General features: G+C 63.0%; 18 protein-coding genes. 11 read left to right on the forward strand and 7 right to left on the reverse strand.

From position 1 onward, the window contains the following. The first annotated feature begins 44 nt into the window (after positions 1 to 44). Positions 45 to 1,358, forward strand: coding sequence for an O-acetylhomoserine aminocarboxypropyltransferase/cysteine synthase family protein (locus BLR13_RS34635; RefSeq protein WP_074814046.1), 1,314 nt, complete (start codon positions 45 to 47; stop codon positions 1,356 to 1,358). Positions 1,359 to 1,477: 119 nt separating this feature from the next. Here the strand turns inward: BLR13_RS34635 and BLR13_RS34640 are convergent, their stop codons facing one another. Further along, on the reverse strand, positions 1,478 to 1,711 hold the full coding sequence (locus BLR13_RS34640) for a DUF1127 domain-containing protein (RefSeq protein ID WP_074814043.1): 234 nt from the start codon (positions 1,709 to 1,711) through the stop codon (positions 1,478 to 1,480). Positions 1,712 to 2,145: 434 nt separating this feature from the next. Between BLR13_RS34640 and BLR13_RS34645 the strand changes: the two genes are divergently transcribed. The 3 genes from BLR13_RS34645 to BLR13_RS34655 are packed head-to-tail and all read left to right on the forward strand — an operon-like array spanning position 2,146 to position 4,758. Continuing rightward, a complete protein-coding gene (locus BLR13_RS34645) occupies positions 2,146 to 3,555 on the forward strand; it encodes a serine hydrolase domain-containing protein (protein WP_244524996.1) in 1,410 nt (469 codons plus the stop codon). Between the two features lie 50 nt (positions 3,556 to 3,605). After that, complete coding sequence (locus BLR13_RS34650; protein WP_074814038.1) at positions 3,606 to 4,070, forward strand: Rrf2 family transcriptional regulator; 465 nt, start codon at positions 3,606 to 3,608, stop codon at positions 4,068 to 4,070. Next, on the forward strand, positions 4,060 to 4,758 hold the full coding sequence (locus BLR13_RS34655; protein WP_244524997.1) for a class I SAM-dependent methyltransferase: 699 nt from the start codon (positions 4,060 to 4,062) through the stop codon (positions 4,756 to 4,758). Before BLR13_RS34650 ends, BLR13_RS34655 begins: the two co-directional genes overlap by 11 nt. A 17-nt stretch (positions 4,759 to 4,775) precedes the next feature. On the opposite strand, the gene BLR13_RS34660 is transcribed toward BLR13_RS34655, so the two are convergent. Then, positions 4,776 to 5,990 (reverse strand): multidrug effflux MFS transporter, encoded by a 1,215-nt coding sequence (locus tag BLR13_RS34660; RefSeq protein ID WP_074814033.1) that lies wholly within the window; start codon positions 5,988 to 5,990, stop codon positions 4,776 to 4,778. Between the two features lie 213 nt (positions 5,991 to 6,203). Then, positions 6,204 to 7,472, reverse strand: coding sequence for an MFS transporter (locus BLR13_RS34665; RefSeq protein ID WP_244524998.1), 1,269 nt, complete (start codon positions 7,470 to 7,472; stop codon positions 6,204 to 6,206). A 187-nt stretch (positions 7,473 to 7,659) separates the two neighbouring features. On the opposite strand from BLR13_RS34665, the gene BLR13_RS34670 reads away from it, so the two are divergent. Then, positions 7,660 to 9,036 carry an Nramp family divalent metal transporter gene (locus tag BLR13_RS34670; protein WP_074814026.1) on the forward strand — a complete coding sequence of 459 codons (1,377 nt, stop codon included), beginning with the start codon at positions 7,660 to 7,662 and terminating at the stop codon, positions 9,034 to 9,036. Positions 9,037 to 9,201: 165 nt separating this feature from the next. Here the strand turns inward: BLR13_RS34670 and BLR13_RS34675 are convergent, their stop codons facing one another. Together BLR13_RS34675 and BLR13_RS34680 are read right to left on the reverse strand one after the other, a co-directional pair. Further along, positions 9,202 to 9,981, reverse strand: a complete 780-nt coding sequence (locus tag BLR13_RS34675) for an arginyltransferase (RefSeq protein WP_074814023.1) — start codon at positions 9,979 to 9,981, stop codon at positions 9,202 to 9,204. 79 nt (positions 9,982 to 10,060) lie between these two features. Continuing rightward, positions 10,061 to 10,606, reverse strand: a complete 546-nt coding sequence (locus tag BLR13_RS34680) for an RDD family protein (RefSeq protein WP_074814022.1) — start codon at positions 10,604 to 10,606, stop codon at positions 10,061 to 10,063. 162 nt (positions 10,607 to 10,768) lie between these two features. Here BLR13_RS34680 and BLR13_RS34685 point away from each other — a divergent pair, with 162 nt between their 5' ends. Then, complete coding sequence (locus BLR13_RS34685) at positions 10,769 to 11,431, forward strand: DUF6151 family protein (protein ID WP_197679502.1); 663 nt, start codon at positions 10,769 to 10,771, stop codon at positions 11,429 to 11,431. A gap of 6 nt (positions 11,432 to 11,437) precedes the next feature. Here the strand turns inward: BLR13_RS34685 and hemB are convergent, their stop codons facing one another. Next, the gene (gene hemB / locus BLR13_RS34690) at positions 11,438 to 12,499 is read right to left on the reverse strand and encodes a porphobilinogen synthase (protein ID WP_074814016.1); all 1,062 of its coding nucleotides are present in this window, start codon (positions 12,497 to 12,499) and stop codon (positions 11,438 to 11,440) included. Between the two features lie 217 nt (positions 12,500 to 12,716). On the opposite strand from hemB, the gene BLR13_RS34695 reads away from it, so the two are divergent. Next, on the forward strand, positions 12,717 to 13,208 hold the full coding sequence (locus BLR13_RS34695; protein WP_074814013.1) for a DUF6163 family protein: 492 nt from the start codon (positions 12,717 to 12,719) through the stop codon (positions 13,206 to 13,208). Between the two features lie 211 nt (positions 13,209 to 13,419). On the opposite strand, the gene BLR13_RS34700 is transcribed toward BLR13_RS34695, so the two are convergent. Next, positions 13,420 to 13,683 (reverse strand): hypothetical protein, encoded by a 264-nt coding sequence (locus BLR13_RS34700; protein ID WP_074814011.1) that lies wholly within the window; start codon positions 13,681 to 13,683, stop codon positions 13,420 to 13,422. A gap of 303 nt (positions 13,684 to 13,986) precedes the next feature. On the opposite strand from BLR13_RS34700, the gene BLR13_RS34705 reads away from it, so the two are divergent. From BLR13_RS34705 to BLR13_RS34720, 4 genes are all read left to right on the forward strand, one after another. Next, positions 13,987 to 14,301: a hypothetical protein gene (locus BLR13_RS34705; protein WP_074814008.1), complete on the forward strand. Its 315-nt coding sequence runs from the start codon at positions 13,987 to 13,989 to the stop codon at positions 14,299 to 14,301. Positions 14,302 to 14,475: 174 nt separating this feature from the next. Beyond that, the gene (locus BLR13_RS34710) at positions 14,476 to 14,808 is read left to right on the forward strand and encodes a GlsB/YeaQ/YmgE family stress response membrane protein (RefSeq protein ID WP_074814005.1); all 333 of its coding nucleotides are present in this window, start codon (positions 14,476 to 14,478) and stop codon (positions 14,806 to 14,808) included. A gap of 411 nt (positions 14,809 to 15,219) precedes the next feature. After that, a complete protein-coding gene (locus BLR13_RS34715) occupies positions 15,220 to 15,423 on the forward strand; it encodes a hypothetical protein (protein WP_143039568.1) in 204 nt (67 codons plus the stop codon). Between the two features lie 286 nt (positions 15,424 to 15,709). After that, a complete protein-coding gene (locus BLR13_RS34720; protein WP_074830682.1) occupies positions 15,710 to 16,387 on the forward strand; it encodes a Crp/Fnr family transcriptional regulator in 678 nt (225 codons plus the stop codon). The last annotated feature ends 201 nt before the right edge of the window (positions 16,388 to 16,588 follow it).

Genomic DNA, 16,588 nt, shown 5'->3' on the forward strand with positions numbered 1-16,588 from the left:
CGCAACGACATTGGATGAAGTTCGTAACAACGGAGAGAACAAACATGCCGGCCAACAGCAAGCATCCGGAAACGCTCGTCCTGCATTCCGGCTACCGCAGCGATCCCACGACGACGGCGGTGGCGGTTCCGATCTACCAGACCTCCAGCTTCGAATTCCGGGATACCACGCATGCCTCCAACCTGTTCGCCTTGGCGGAACTCGGCAATATCTACAGTCGGATCGGCAATCCGACCTGCGACGCGCTGGAGACGCGGCTGGCCGCGCTCGAAGGCGGCGTCGCGGGCCTGGCGCTTGGATCCGGGCAGGCCGCCTCGCTATTTGCGGTGCAGAACATCTGCCATGCCGGAGACAATTTCGTCGCTTCCACCGACCTTTATGGCGGCACCTGGAACCTGTTCGCCAACACGCTGAAGACGATGGGGATCGAATGCCGCTTTGTCGATCCCGCCGACCCCGAGAATTTCCGCCGGGCGACCGACGCGCGCACGCGTTGCTACTACGCCGAGACGCTTCCCAATCCCAAACTCATGGTGTTTCCGATCGCCGAAGTGGCGAAGATCGGCCGCGAGCTCGGCGTGCCCCTGATCATGGACAACACGGCTGCGCCGGTGCTGTGCCGGCCGCTCGATCATGGCGCGGCGATCGTCGTGCACTCGACCACGAAATATATCGGCGGCCACGGCACCTCGATCGGGGGCGTCATTATCGACGGCGGCAATTTCGACTGGGAGAGGCACAAGGATCGTTTCCCGATGCTGAATACGCCTGATGCGAGCTATCACGGCGCGGTGTGGACCGAGGCCGTGAAACCGATGGGGCCGATTGCCTACATCATCAAGGCCCGCGTCACCCTGCTGCGCGATGTCGGCGCGCCGATGTCGCCGTTCAACGCCTTCATGTTCATCCAGGGACTGGAGACGCTGCCGCTGCGGATGCGGGTTCATTGCGCGAATGCCAATGCCGTGGCGAAGCATCTCGCCAAGCACCCGGGAATCACCAAGGTCATTCATCCCTCGCTGGTGACCGGGGAGGCGAGGCGGCGCGCCGATGCGGTGTTGTCGCGCGGTTATGGCGCGCTGCTCGGCTTTGAACTGAAGGGCGGCATGGAAGCCGGCCGCCGGTTCATCGACGGGCTGAAGATGTTCTATCATGTCGCCAATATCGGCGACGCCCGCAGCCTCGCGATCCACCCGGCCTCGACGACGCATTCCCAGCTCTCGCCCGAGGAGCAGGCCATGACCGGGGTGACGCCGGGCTATGTCCGGCTCTCGATCGGCATCGAACATATCGACGACATCCTGGCCGACCTCGACCAGGCGCTGGCGGATGTGGAGGGGCTTTCAAAGGCCGCCTGACAGCGCGGCAACAGACGGCGCGGAAATGTTACCCTGAACGCGAAGGGCCTGCCTTGCGGCAGGCCCTTTTGCTTCTGATTCAATCAGAACCGAAAAGGCTCTGACCGGCGGGCATGCGCTCAGTCGCGCTTCTGCGGGTTGTTCAGGATGTACTCGATCTGCGAACGGAAAATTCCGATGTCACGGAGTTGCCGGTCGCTGAAGCTGAGCAGCACCTTGCGCGCCGCCTCGCGCTCCTGACGGGCGATCCACGCCGCCAGCCAGTTGTTGATGCAGTCGCCGAGATAGGCTGCGATCTTTCGGCCTATGGGGACGGTATCCGCGGAGTTGGGGATATTGGTAGTCATGGTCATGGCTGTCATCCTGTTTAAAGACTCGCCGGAGCGAGAATGCTGACAACATGACCGCAGTGCGGGAAAAAGACTTTCAGGAAGCTTTGATTTGTCGTCCACCCGGGTTTGAGATACCCCCGATATTGTTGCGGACTTGTAATTTTACTTCCCCTCGGCCCTACGATGTACTGGGTGGATTGCGCCAAATACCTTGACTGAGCATCACTTGCGGACCGGCCGGTGGTCCATCGGACCGTGTACGTAACCTCTCGACGAGGCCGTCAATGAAAAGTCCACGCGTTTCCGGTTTGAGGATGGTCCTCGCCATGGTCATGCTGACAGCGTCGATTTGTGGCGCTGCCGCTCAGGAAAATTCTCAAGCCAAATCGCAAGGCGGCACAGAGCCGGTCTGGCCGACCAGGGGATGGCAGACATCCTCGCCGGAAGAGCAGGGCATGGATTCGGCTGATCTGGCCAAGCTGGTCGCCTACGGGACCGGCCGCAGTTTTGACAGCCTGCTGATCGCACGGCGCGGCAAGATCGTGCTGGATACGTATTATGCGCCGTACAGCGCCGAGATCCCGCACATCATCAATTCGTCCACCAAGGCCGTCATCGGCACCCTGGCGGCGATGGCGATGAAAGACGGGCTGCTCGACAGCACGGACCACCCGATGCTCGACTTCTTTGCGGACCGCAGTCTCGCCAACGTCGATGATCGCAGGCAGGCGATCACGGTGCAGCACCTCTTGGACATGACGTCGGGAATAGATTGGCGCGAACCGACGGACGGGCGGCCGGTCACGTTTTTCGAAATGGAGCGCAGTCGGGACTGGACCAGGTTCATTCTCGATCGACCGATGTCGAACACACCAGGGGATATCTTCAACTACAACAGCGGCAATCCGCAGCTTCTGTCAGCCATTCTCACCAAGCTGACGGGAATGAGCGCCGAGGATTACGCCAAGGCCAAGCTGTTCGGTCCGCTCGGGATCACCAACTGGAAATGGCGGAAAGACCCGCAAGGCATCTCGACCGGCGGCAACGGCCTGGCGCTGCTGCCGCGCGACATGGCCAAGATCGGCTACCTCTACCTGCGCAACGGCCAATGGGAAGGCAAGACGCTGGTGCCGCCGGCTTTTGTCGAAAGATCGAGCCGCGCCACGATCAACATGAACCTGAAGTTCGAGCCGGCGTTCAGGTATTCCAACTACTTCTGGGCGCTTCCGAACCGGAACGTCTATATGGCGGTCGGATATCACTGCCAGGTCATCATGGTGTTTCCGGCGCTGGACATTGTGGCGGTGACGACGACCAGGGACTTTTATCCGTTCGGCGTCGTGACCGACTATATTGCCGGCGCTGTGAAATCGGACACCGCATTGCCGCCGTCGCCGGAAGGCGCAACGCTGCTGGCCAGCGCGGTCCGCGAAGTCTCTACGGAAAAGCCCAGCGACGTCGGTGTCGCGCCAGAGACCGCGGCGGCGATCTCGGGAAAGGTCTACACATTTCCCGGCAACGGCCTCGGTCTGAAATCGCTTTCGCTGACGCTGACCGGTTCGCAGCCGCGCATCGATGTGGAATTTTTTGATCGCGACCCAACGGCGCCGTCGCGCAAGGTGGGCGGTCCGATCGGACTCGATGGGCGATATCAAAAGGGCGATACGACCCCCGCCGGCGTTTCGGCGGCGAAGGGAAGCTGGTCGAACGACCACACCTTCGTGCTCAACCGCATGATCTTGGGTGCGGGATTCTCCGAGCAAAAGTACACGTTGTCGTTCGACGACGAGAAGCTGAACGTCCGCGGGCTCGACTGGAATGGCCGCGAGGTTTCGGTCGACGGCGGATCGTGGCGCAAGTCCTGACCGGCGCCAACGTCTTGACTTCGTCCGTATCATGTAACATATGCAGTGACATGAGACGAGACAGCAGATTGTCGGGTGTGCTCCACGTCCTGCTGCACATGGCAGAGCAGAGCGGCCCCGTGACTTCCGAAATTCTGGCGAAGGCGATTGACACCAATCCGGTGGTGATACGCCGGATCATGGCCGGCCTGCGCGACCAGGGATATGTCCGGTCGGAAAAAGGCCATGGTGGCGGATGGACGCTGGCCTGCGACCTGTCGAAAGTGACCATGCGCGACATCTATACCGCGCTCGGCAGCCCGGCGCTTCTCGCCATGAGCAACCGGGCGGAGGCGCCCGGCTGCCTCGTCGAACAGGCGGTCAATGCCGCCCTCAATCAGGCATTTTGGGATGCGGAGGCGCACCTGCTCGCGCGTCTTGGGCAAGTGACGCTGGCCATGCTGAGCACCGATCTTCACCAGCGCGTCATCGCCCGTGGCGGATCTCATCGTCTGGAGAATGGCCATGCGTCGTGACGCAGTCGCAGCGCGGATCACCGCATTCTCCGATCCCGAGGCGGTGGCTCGCTACGCCGATGGACCACCGCGTTTCGTGCCCGGCTACAGCGTCATGCAAAGCATGACGACGCTGCTGCTGGCCGAGCGCGTCCCGGAAGATGCCCGCGTGCTGGTTGTTGGCGCCGGAGGCGGGCTGGAGTTGAAGGTATTTGCGCAGGCCCATGCGCGCTGGACTTTTGATGGTATCGACCCTTCTGCCGAGATGCTGAAGCTGGCCGAACAGACTCTAGGGCCGCTCGCGACGCGCGCGCGTCTGCACCAGGGTTATATCGATGGTGCGCCGCAGGGACCGTTCGATGCCGCCACCTGTCTGTTGACGTTGCACTTCATGGATATCGAGGAGCGGCGGCGTACGGCTATCGAAGTCCGCCGCCGCCTCAAGCGAGGCTCGCCCTTCGTGGTTGCCCACCTCAGCTTCCCGCAGGGGGAAGACGAGCGCGCGCTGTGGCTGTCGCGACACGCCGCATTCCTGATCGCCTCCGGCCTCGAGCCCGAGAAGGCGGCGAACGCCCGTGTGGCGATCGACACGCAAACGCACATTCTTGACCCGGAGCAGGACGAAGCGATCCTCCGTGAGGCCGGCTTCTCGAATGTCAGTCTGTTCTACGCCGCCTTCAGCTTCCGCGGTTGGGTGGCCTACGCCTGAAGCGTGCGGTCTGCTTTTTAGCCAGTCTTGGCCCGCAGCGTGTACAGGCCGAACGCGACCAATGAAAACACCGTCAGCACCACGCCGAGCGCAAACAGCGCCTGATGCGAAATCGTCGCCGCCAGCCAGACGCCGATCGCCGCCGACATCATCTGGAAGAAGCCGACCAGCGCCGAGGCCGCGCCGGCCCGGTCGCCGAACGGCGAGAGCGCCTGCGCGGTCCCTAACGGATTGACGATGCCCATGCCGAGCAGGAACACGCACATTGCGCCGAGGAACGGTAGGAACGAGGGCCAGTACAGCGACACCAGCAGGATCGCGATGCCGCCGGCGGCGGCGGCCCACAATCCGCCGCGGATCGAGCGGTCGAGCCCATAGCGCGGGGCGAGCTTGGTCGCGAGCATGCCGGCGGCGAACACGATCATCACGGTGCCGGCGAAAAACAAACCAAGCTGGATCGGCGTGAACTGCATCGCCTCGATCAGCACCCGGGGTGCTGCCGAGAACATTGCGAACAGGCCGCCCATGATCAGGCTGACGGTGGTGGCTGGCACCACGAAGCGCCGGTCGGTGATCAGGCCAAGATAGTTTTTCGCGATCGCCAGCGGATCGAGCGGGGTTCGCGTCGCATGATGCGTTTCGCCGAACACGCTGCCATAGGCCAGCGCCCCGAGGCCGGCAAAGCCGGCCACCAATGCGAATTCGGAACGCCACCCAAAATAATGATCGAGCGCGCCGCCGAGCAGCGGCGAGAAGCCGGGCGCTGCCGCCATCGCGATCATGATCAGCGCCATCGCGCGCGCCAGCGCCGCGCCCGAAAACATGTCGCGCGCAATGGCGCGCGACAGCACCGAGGTGGCGCAGGCGCCGGCCGCCTGGATGATGCGGCCGGTCAAGAGGCCCGGCAGGTCGGTGGCGAGCCCGCACCAGACGCTGCCGGCAAAGAAGACGGCAAATCCGATCAGCACCGGCCAGCGCCGGCCGTAACGGTCCGAGATCGGCCCGACCACGAGTTGGCCCAGCGCGAATACCGCCAGGAAGATGGTGATGGCCGAGGTGACCGCCGCACTCGTCACATTCAGCGATGCCGCCATCTGCGGCAGCGACGGCAGCAGGATGTTGGTGGCGAGCGTCCCGGTCGCGGCAAGGCCTGCCAGCACCGCGATCTGCACGAACGTCGAGGAAGTCTCCGGGCGAGGGCCGGCGTCGATTGCGATGGTCTGGTCGGCCATTCAGGGTTCCCGCTTTCTGATATTAAATTATGTGTATCATATAAAGCGGGTGAGGGAAGCGGCAAAGACCTCTAATTTGTCATGGCCGGGCTTGACCCGGCCATCCACGTCTTTCGTTGTCGATAGCAAGAACGTGGATGCCCGGGTCAAGCCCGGGCATGACGGAGAGCTATTTCGCGACAGGGTCGGAAAGCAGGCGGAATCTTCTCCTGCTCAACACGCCCGCAGGGCGGCCGGGCCGTCGCCGACCATGTCCGGCTGCCGCGCCAGCGACACCGCCGGCGAGGCGAGGATCACCAGCGCCTGGACGGCGAAGATGGCAGCGGCCAGATAGAGGCAGGCCTCGGCGCCGTAAAAGCCACCGACGACGGCGCCAAGCATGGAGCCGAGCGGGCGGGCGCCGTAGCTCATGATGTTGATCGCGGAGACGCGCCCGAGCAGCGACGGCGGCGTCACCGATTGCCGCAGGGTCGTGGTCGAGATCACCCACAGGATCGGGCCGACGCCGAGCAGGAAGAAGCTCACGCCCGCCAGCAGCGCCATCGGCGCGACCGTGGTCAGCGCCATCACGCAGGCCGCAACGAAGCCGGTGACCGGTCCGAGGCCAATCACGGTGCCGAAGGCCAAACGCTTCATCACCCGCGTCGCGGAGAGCGCGCCGACCACCATGCCGACGCCGTACATGGCAAGCGTGGTGCCGACGCCGGTCGCCGAAAGCCCAAGATGGCGCACTGCATAGGGCACGAATACGGCGAGCAACAGGAACGAGGCGGTGTTGAAGATGAACTGGGTGATGAACACCGGCCGCAGCAGCGGGTGATGCAGCACGAAGGCCGCGCCCTCCTTGATATCCTGCAGCGGATGACGCCGCGGCGCCGGAGAACGCGCGGGCTCGTAGATGCCGGACAGCAGCACGACGGCGATCACGGACAGAGCCGTCGCAAAACCGAACGCGGGCGCAGCCCCGACCCATCCGACCAGTACGCCGCCAAGCGCGGGACCGCTGGCAAAAGCGACAGTACGCGCCAGCTCGATCCGCGCATTCGCCGCTGGCAATTGTTGCGCATTCACCAGAGACGGCACCAGCGCGGGTGCAGCGACACTGTAGGCAACCGTGCCGCAAACTGCGACGAAGCCGAGCAGGGCCAGCAGCGGCAGCGTCATCAGGTTGAGCCAGAGCAGCAGAAGAATTCCGGCAAGCGCGGCCGCGCGCAACGCTTCCGAACCCGCCATCACGGCACGTCGCGAAATGCGGTCGGCGAGCAGGCCGGCCGGGATCGCGAACAGGATGAAGGGCAGCGTCAGCGCGGTCTGCAGCAGTCCGGTCTGGCCTTCGCCGACCCCGAGCAGCAGCACCGCGACGATGGGGGCCGCGGCCAGCGCGATCTGCTCGGCCGATTGGGCGGCGAGGTTGGACCAGGCCAGGCGGTTGAAGGTCGGGGGCAGGCGGGGTGTCTCGGCGGCGGACATAGTGAGGTTCATTGGGCGTGATTCCCTGAAAATTCGATCTGTCCCCATTGTCCGGGCTCAGCTCCGCCAAACCCACCCGCTTCCCGACAAGGGGGCCCGATGATTAAGAGTCATCCGGTCCGGCAACCCGGCTATGCGGGGGGCTAGATGCAGTTGCAAATGAGTTGCAATAAAATCGAAGTTCGGTCATCCTGTTGAAATGGATGCACGAACCCCCGAATTGCACCCTCTGACCGTGCCTGCGAGCGCCGCCGGCTGGCGCGCGGATGCGGCGGCGGATGTCCAGCGCAGCCTGCCGGAGGTCAATGCGACCGTCCCGGTCCCCATCTTTGGCGGCCATTGGGTGCGGCGGCTGCTGGCCTTCGTCGGCCCCGGCTATCTGGTCTCGGTCGGCTACATGGACCCCGGCAACTGGGCGACCGATCTCGCGGGCGGCTCGAAGTTTGGCTACACGCTGCTGTCGGTGATCCTGCTGTCGAACCTGATGGCGATCCTGCTGCAGGCGCTGGCGGCCCGGCTCGGCATCGCCACCGACCGCGACCTGGCGCAGGCCTGCCGCGCCAGCTTTTCGAAGCCGGTGAACCTGCTGCTGTGGTTCGCCTGCGAAGCCGCCATCATTGCCTGCGACCTCGCCGAGGTGATCGGCACGGCGATCGCGCTGAAACTGCTGTTCGGCATTCCCCTGATCGGCGGCGCGCTGATCACAGCCCTCGACGCCTTCCTGCTGCTGCTGTTGATGAACAAGGGCTTTCGTTTTCTCGAAGCCTTCGTCATTGCGCTGCTGGTCGTGATCGCGGTCTGCTTCGGTATTCAGATTGCCGCTGCCGCACCACCAGTCGCTGCGATGCTGCGCGGCTTTGTGCCGTCGCCGGAGATCGTCACCAATCCCGAGATGCTCTACATCGCGATCGGCATCATCGGCGCCACCGTGATGCCGCATAATCTCTATCTGCATTCCTCGATCGTGCAGACCCGCGCCTATGAACGATCAGAGGAAGGCCGCCGCGACGCCATCAAATGGGCGACGACGGACTCCACCATCGCGCTGATGCTGGCGCTGTTCATCAACGCCGCGATCCTGATCGTCGCCGCCGCGACCTTCCATTCCAGCGGCCATTCCGATGTCGCCGAAATCGGTCAGGCGTTCGAGCTGCTGTCGCCGCTGCTCGGCCTCGGCATCGCCTCGACGCTGTTTGCCGTCGCGCTCTTGGCCTCGGGCCTCAACTCGACCGTGACCGCGACGCTGGCGGGCCAGATCGTGATGGAAGGCTTTCTGCACCTGCGGCTGCCGAACTGGGCGCGACGGCTGGTCACCCGCGGCATCGCCATCGTGCCGGTGGTGATCATCACCGCGCTCTATGGCGAGCGCGGCACCGCAGATCTTCTGGTGTTCAGCCAGGTCGTGCTGTCGATGCAATTGCCGTTCGCCGTGATCCCGCTGGTGCGGTTCGTGTCCGATCCGAACAAGATGGGGCAATTCGCGATCTCGCGCTCCGTCGCGATACTGGCCTGGATCGTCGCAGGCATTATCGTCGCGCTCAACCTGAAGCTGCTGTTCGATGCGCTCTTTGGCTGAGCCCAACTGTCATCGCCCGGCAAAAGCGCGAAGCGCGTCTTCAAAAGAGATGACCGGGCGACCCAGTATTCCAGAGACGTTTGTGATTGATCGATAAGCCGCGGCGTACTGGGGCACCCGCCTTCGCGGGTGATGACAAGCGGTGATTGTCGCTAGTACAGAGAACTAATCCTGCGGCTCGGCCAACCCTTCGCCGCCGGTCGCATCGACGCGCAGCCAGCCGGAGGGCGCCAGCCGCTGCTGCGGCAGGAAGCGGCCCTTGTAGTCCATCTTCTTGGAGCCTTCGATCCAGTAGCCGAGATAGACGTAAGGCAGACCGAGCCTTCGGGCGCGGGTGATGTGGTCGAGGATCATGAAGGTGCCGAGCGAGCGGTTCTGCTCCGACGGCTCGAAGAACGAATACACCATCGACAGCCCGTCGCTGAGCACGTCGGTCAGCGCCACCGCGACCAGCTCGTCGCCGCGGCCGGTAATGCCGGAGTCGATGCCGCGCTTGCGGTATTCGATGATGCGGGTTTCGACATGGCTGTCTTCCACCATCATCGCGTAGTCGAGCACGGTCATGTCGGCCATGCCGCCATGGCGATGGCGCCTGTCGAGATAGGCGCGGAACACCGAATACTGCTCCGACGTCGGCACCGCGCTGCGCTGCTCGCCGATGACGTCGGCATTGCGCGCCAGGATCTTGCGGAAATTGCGCGACGGGCGGAACTCGTTGGCGATGACCCGGATCGACACGCAGGCGCGGCACTGGTCGCAGGCCGGGCGGTAGGCGATCGACTGGCTGCGGCGGAAGCCGCCATGGGTCAAGAGGTCGTTGAGGTCGCCGGCCTTGTCGCCGACCAGATGCGTGAACACCTTGCGCTCGTGCCGGCCCGGCAAATATGGGCACGGCGAGGGCGCCGTCAGGTAGAATTGCGGGGTGTCACGGGAGTGCTGGGTCACGTCAGGTTGTCAGACCTCCGAAGCAGATCAAGATAACATCGCGCTCCGGAGGCTAACGGTCAATTAATTTGCATCTTAATCAATAAGAGCGCGCGGCAGGTGCGACCTGGGTGCGGATCGAACTGTTGATAACCACGGTTCCCAGGATGATGTCGTGCAGCAGCCGGCGGCGGCCGTTGAACAGGCCGACCAGCAGCACCAGCGGCGACAGGAACGAGACCGAGACCCAGAACAGCACGGCGTGGGTGGCTCCGAGCACGAAATAGCCGGGCTGCCCGTACCAGGTGCGCAGCTCCAGATCCATCACGCGCATGCCCATGGTGGCCGAATGCGGCCCGCCGATCGAGGCGCCGTAATAGACGATGGCCCAGACCACGGTAGCCGGCCACGCCAGCCAGAACAGCGCCCAGCCGAGCCCGAGCGTGATCAGGCCGAACACGGCGATGAAGAGGTAGCCGAGGATGACCGGGATCGACAGCACCACGAGGTCGATCAGGAACGCAAACACCCGCCGCGTTAGCACGCCGCGAAACAGTTCCGGCTGCAAATAAGGATCGAACGCATGCGCAGGGGCGCCGCCAGCATTTGAGGCGCCGCCGTCGTTACCCGAACCGCCATAAGACATCGTCAGTCCTCCAGACCGCATATTCCCGCAACGTCACATGGGAACCGGCCGGGCGCGTGCCAAGGGCCGTCGAACATTAACACGCCGCAATATTCGGGCGATTTGGCGGCCGGCCGGACTTGCGCGGCGGGTGATTTAAACCATGCTGGCGCGCGATATCGGTTGAGTACTTACCGAAAGGGCAGTTCGATGGGCGATCAGGTGGAATTGCGTTGCCGCTGCGGCGAAGTCCGGGCGCTGGTCTCGGGTGCCTCGCCACGGACGGTCAGTCGCGTGGTTTGCTATTGCGACGACTGCCAGGCCTTTGCCCACCAGCTCGACCGCGCCGATCTGCTCAATTCGCAAGGCGGCAGCGACATTGTCCAGCTCGCGCCGGCTTCCCTCGCGTTCCTGCAGGGGCAGCACCGCATCGTCGGACTGCGGCTGGCGCCGAAGGGCCTGTTCCGGTGGTACGCAAGCTGCTGCAATACCCCCGTCGGCAACACGCTCACGCCGGCTATTCCCTTCGTCGGAATCGTCGCGCAGGCTTTCGACCATGCGACGCACCGGGCCGACGACGTCTTCGGGCCGCCGACCGGCGCAATTCTCGGGAAGTACGCGATCGGCACGCCGCCGCCGGGCTCGACCGGCCTCAACCTTCCGCTGCTGTTGCGTGCCATCGGCAAGGTGCTCGGCTGGCGCCTGCGCGGAAAAGCCTGGCCGCACCCGTTCTTCAAGAAAGGCAAGGGCGAGCCGGCCTATCCCGTCACCGTGTTGTCGCGGGAAGAGCGCGAGGCGCTCCGCCCGTTATGCGGACCGAATCCCGCCGCCGGGGCGGCACGTTGAACGGGGTTACCTCTCCGCCTTGAGCTTCTCCGCCGCGACAGGCGCAAAATACGTCAAGATCCCGTCGGCGCCGGCGCGCTTGAAGCCGACGAGGCTTTCCATCATCGCGCGCTCGCCGTCAATCCAGCCGTTGTTGGCGGCGCCCGCGATCATCGCGTATTCGCCGGACACCTGGTAGACGAAGGTCGGCACCGCGAACGTGTCCTTCACGCGGCGGACGATGTCGAGATAGGGCATCCCCGGCTTCACCATCACCATGTCGGCGCCCTCGGCGAGGTCGAGCTCGACCTCGCGCAGCGCTTCGTCGGAATTGGCGCTGTCCATCTGATAGGTGCGCTTGTCGCCGGTCAGCGTTTTCGCAGAACCGATGGCGTCGCGGAACGGCCCGTAGAAGGCTGACGCGTATTTGGCCGCATAGGCCATGATCTGCACGTCGAGGAAGCCGGCCTCGTCCAGCGCGTCGCGGATGGCGCCGACGCGGCCGTCCATCATGTCTGACGGAGCGATGATGTCGCAGCCGGCCTCGGCCTGCACCAGCGCCTGCCGCACCAGCACCGCGACCGTCTCGTCGTTGAGGATCCTGCCGTCCTCGATCAGCCCGTCATGGCCGTGGCTGGTGAAGGGATCCAGCGCCACGTCGCAGAGTATGCCGATGTCGGGGAATTCCTTCTTGATCGCGCGCACCGACTGGCAGACCAGATTGTCGGGGTTGAGCGCCTCGGAGCCGTGCTCGTCGCGCAAGGACGCTTCGGTATAGGGAAACAGCGCGATGCAGGGGATGTTGAGCTTCGCCGCGCGCTCGGCATCGCGCACCGCCTGGTCGACGGTGATGCGGTCGACGCCGGGCATGGAAGCGACGGGGGTACGGGTATTGTGGCCGTCGACCACGAACAGCGGCCAGATCAGGTCGTCGGTGGTCAGCACGTTTTCGCGCACCAGCCGCCTGGCCCATTCGGCCTTGCGGTTGCGGCGGGGACGCGTGACCAGGTCGAGCGGCTGCGAGGAGAGGGCGGTCGGCCGCCGGGGCGTGTCGCGCATTTCGATCGGACGCCCGAATTTGATCGCCATCTCTGAGGTACTCCCGCACGGCTGATTTGGAGGCTGATTTGGACTTGTTCCGGTTCTAGCATCTTGCGGCTGCCCCGTCACCGCGGCCTTGATCCCGATCATAAGCAATTGATTTTGCCGCCCCGGCGGGCCAAGACTCGCCTTATGAGATCATTCCTGCCGCCCATGCGCCCTGATTCCGACACCAGCTCGCCAAGGCGCCGCCGGACAAACCGTCATGTCTGACACGTCAGCACGCGACACCCTGCGCGACCAGGCCCGCGACAATGCCAGGGACCGCGACAACGCGATGTCGGTGGCGGCGATCTCCTCCGAGCGGATCGAGCCCGACGACAACGGATGGACGCGCCGGCTGGTGCTGTTCCTGCGCGTGATGGCGATCATCTCGATCGTCAAGGGCCTCTACCACTGGGCGCAGGTCACCGGCTTCATCGGCGGCGAGGAAGAGGCGTTCGAAAACCAGTCGATGGCCTGGCAGACCGCGACGATCTATTTCGCGGTGATCGAACTGGTCGCCGCCGTCGGCCTTTGGCTGGCGACGCCGTGGGGCGCGGTGGTGTGGCTCACGACCGTGGTGTCGATGGCGGTGATCGAACTGATGTTCCCCGGCATCTATGGCGGCAGCCTCACGGTGGTGGCGTTCGAAGCCGTGATGCTCGCCGCTTATCTCGCGCTCGCCTGGATGGCCGCGCGCGAACGGCCGCCATAGGCTAGGCGAGGTGGACCACTTCTCTCTCGCCCCGCAAGCGCGGCGAGGTGAACCAGTGCCGGCGCCGATTCAACGTAAAGCCATTGCGCACCAGTGAGCCCGCGTACTCACGCCAGATCGCCTCGTCATGGTCGGCAACAGGGCTGGGCGGGGCGGGTCTCAGTTTCTTCAGACCAATTGACCCACCCGCCGTACTCACGCCGTTACTTCCTTACCTGGCGCAAGTCTTATCAGCTGCCAAAGCCGTCTGTGCCGATGCCTGTGTCGGATGAGCCGCACCGACAACTTTCATGCTGCCACCAGCGGCCGGCTGGGCATTGACGATCTGACACTTCATCGTCGCGGTATCTTGAGCCAGGTAGAACGAGGAAGCAGCAGCTGGCGGTGCTTGACCGACAGTTTTTTCCGGCTCAGCCGCAAATGATGCTGTAGCGAATGCGAGAATGGCGACGGTCGCTAAAAGAATTGTCTTCATGGTGTCTACCGGTTGTCGTGCGTCCAGTATTGAACACGGAGCAAATGGAGCCAGCTGACAAAGGTTCCGGCGATAATGGATTTGTTTTTCTACCTCAACCGAAGATTGCAGCCCCTCCTCCGAGTGGATTATTTCTCGTACCGCTGCGATCCAATCCGCGCTCGCCGCGAGATCGCGGATGAGCTCTTTTGCTCGGTCAGCTGTGCTTCCGTATCAAGCGAGCCAGCGGAATTCGCGTGTCGGCCGGAACCATTGGCTCGCGAGTCTATTGGCTTCCTGACAAATCACTTTTGGAGAAATGCCATGAACAAGCTCGTGATCTCTCTGGCAGTCGGCGCAAGTGCGCTTTTCGTGACTGCTGCGTCCGCTGCGCCGCTTTCCGCCGATGTGTCAGTCACACCGGAGAGCAACATTCAAAACGTTCGCATGGTCTGCGACGAAAGCGGCCGTTGCTGGCGCCAACGCAGTGAACGCCGCGTCATCATCCGTGACCCCGACGATTCATACGGATACGCTCCTCGTGAGCGTTATATCGAGCGCCGTGGTTATGAAGAACGTGGCGGTATCGGCTTCAGTGCTCCCGGCGTGAGCGTGGGCATCGGCACCGGCCGCTACTGAAGGTCATATCCAAAAGGCCGCGGAGAAATTCGCGGCCTCTCTCAATGACGTAGATTGATTGCGTCAGCCGCACTTGGCGCCGAACGCGAACCGCAGCAAACCGATCGAATTTGGACAGACGGCAGCGGATCAGGTGGCGACGCTGCGTCTGAACCAAAATGTTGAGGTGGCACCATGAATATGTCGAGCGAAAGCCTTTTAGTCATATTGTTTGTGGGTCTCGTTGCAGGCTGGTTGGCCGGCCAAATCGTGCGAGGGACCGGTTTTGGGATCATTGGTGACCTCATCGTCGGGATTTTGGGCGCCTTTGTCGGAAGCTGGCTACTGCCTCAGCTAGGCGTCCATCTCGGCACGGGAGTGATCAGTGCAATCGTCAACGCTACCGTTGGTGCGATATTGCTGCTCCTCGTCGTGCGACTCGTTCGAGGTGGCGGCGGTTGGGGAAGTAGGTGGGGCGGCGGCTGGGGAAGTAGGTGGAGCGGCGGCTGGGGTCGGCGCTGGTGGTAACGCATTCTACGCGCGGCAAACGACCCAGCGGCTGGAATCGGTTCGGCAGGGACGAGTGCTGACCAATCCATTAATTTTTTTTGAAGTGAGCGATATTGCGACTCCGGAGCTCGGAAGAGCATCCCGATTCCATCACCGCACCCATCGGTGATGCTCCGCTTGATGCGGGAGGGCCACCATGCTTGATCCGCAGACGCCCACCCTATCGCCGCGTGCGGCGGCGAAACGCTGTCCCAGATGCCGGTCGGGCATGGAGGTTCAGCGCATTGCCGCAGCCCCGTACCGGATTCGCGCACTGGACCCTGCGGTGCACTGAGTGCGGCCCTATTCAGATAAGCGCTGACCCGCCGAAGTCCGATGCTGTCGGCTGGGAGCACAGCGACCTGTGAGGGTCGCAGCAAGGACGATGACATGACAGAATTGACGCGCAACGATCTCAACATTCACGATTGGGCTGCCCGGGCATCCGAGGCTCTGATCCAGGCAAAAAAGCTGCCGCCCGGATCGCGGCGATCCCAGGCCATCAGAAAAGCCGAGCTACTTCGCGTGGCTGCAGACATGAAAACTTTGCTGATGTCGAAAGAGCCCAACGGCGTGCCGAAAGTAACTGGCTGACGGCAACCCAAGACCACGCGTCCCAAACTCGGAAATCGCCCCCATGCCGATCTCACGCCGGCATTAGATCAGCGATGTCGCCCGGCGCGCAGCGAAACGACGCGCTGAAAAAAGCAGGCCTTTCCCGTAGAACTGCCGACAATCAGGGGGTAATCTCTGCGAAACGGCGCAGACCCGTAAGTGATGACCTGGTTGGAGCAGTAGCCCGCCGCTCAGCGCGAAAGTTGGCTTGGCGTCTGCCAGCCAACCAAAGTCGAGCAGTTCGTTGCGCCAAAAGGAGGCTCCGGTGGATAAGGCAACCAAGGACATATTTGACCCCAAAATATTTCTCGCCAAGGTAGGCGCGGGGAAAACAATCCTCGAATTTCGCAAGAACGAGCACGTGTTCGAGCAAGGCGATGTCGCGGACACGATCTTTTACATTCAAAGGGGCAAGGTCAAACTTACTGTCGTGTCTGAGCAGGGCAAGGAAGCGGTCGTCGCAATCCTCGAGCCCGGCCAGTTCTTTGGCGAAGGATGCATGAACGGCCATCCGTTGCGCATCGCGACGACAACAGCGATGGATGATTGCGTCATCACGTCGATCACCAAGGACGCGATGATCGTGGCTATTCATGATGAGCCGAAATTTTCGGAGCTATTCATGGCGTATCTCCTGACCCGGAACAGCCGGATTGAGGAAGATCTGATCGACCAGCTATTCAATTCGAGTGAGCGGCGGCTTGCGCGGCTGCTGTTGTTGCTTGCGAATTTCGGCAAGGAAGGCAACCCGCAGGCGATCAGTCCGAATATCAGTCAGGAAACATTGGCGGAGATGATTGGCACTACCCGATCCCGCGTCAGCCATTTCATGAACAAATTTCGCAAGCTGGGCTTCATCAGCTACAACGGGCATATCGAGGTTCACAATTCGCTGTTGAGCGCGGTTTTGCATGAGAAGCCGCAGCTAACAGAGGATGACTAGAAGCAATCCCGTCCCCCGAAAAAACGGCCCCGGCTTTGGGGGGACATGCCAGGGCCGTCATTTCATCGGATGCCTCGGGGGCGCATTGGCATCCGGTAGCTCGTCACTAAGTTACCCCGGCGGCATTGGTTCCCGGGCGTGTCCTAATTAGGGAGCCGCATCCGAACGTGTTCGGAACGAAACGATGTCAGCTCCGAAAAA

Origin of the sequence: Bradyrhizobium ottawaense, from assembly GCF_900099825.1 — a bacterium.
Lineage (GTDB): Bacteria > Pseudomonadota > Alphaproteobacteria > Rhizobiales > Xanthobacteraceae > Bradyrhizobium > Bradyrhizobium ottawaense_A.